Genomic DNA, 255 nt, shown 5'->3' on the forward strand with positions numbered 1-255 from the left:
TGATGCCCAGAAATTGCAGATGGGTGAATTAGTGATGGATACAAAGAGTCACCGGGTATTGGTCAATGGCGAAAGAATTGAATTGGGCCCGACCGAATTCCGTCTATTGCATTTCTTTATGAAAAACCCTGAGCGGGCTTATAACCGTTCGCAATTGTTGGATTTTGTCTGGGGCGACACCGTATATATAGAGGAGCGCACAGTGGATGTGCATATTCGTCGTTTACGTAAAGCACTTGAGCCAAGTAATCACGA

The 255-nt window shown here is 45.1% G+C and carries 1 protein-coding gene; it reads left to right on the forward strand.

Features of this window, described 5'->3' with window-relative positions; translation table 11 throughout:
- On the forward strand, nt 1-255 hold a 255-nt coding region (locus tag E8Q33_RS15080; protein ID WP_211116198.1), incomplete at both ends, for a winged helix-turn-helix domain-containing protein.

It is taken from the genome of Methylophaga sp. SB9B (genome assembly GCF_004832235.1).
GTDB lineage: Bacteria > Pseudomonadota > Gammaproteobacteria > Nitrosococcales > Methylophagaceae > Methylophaga > Methylophaga muralis.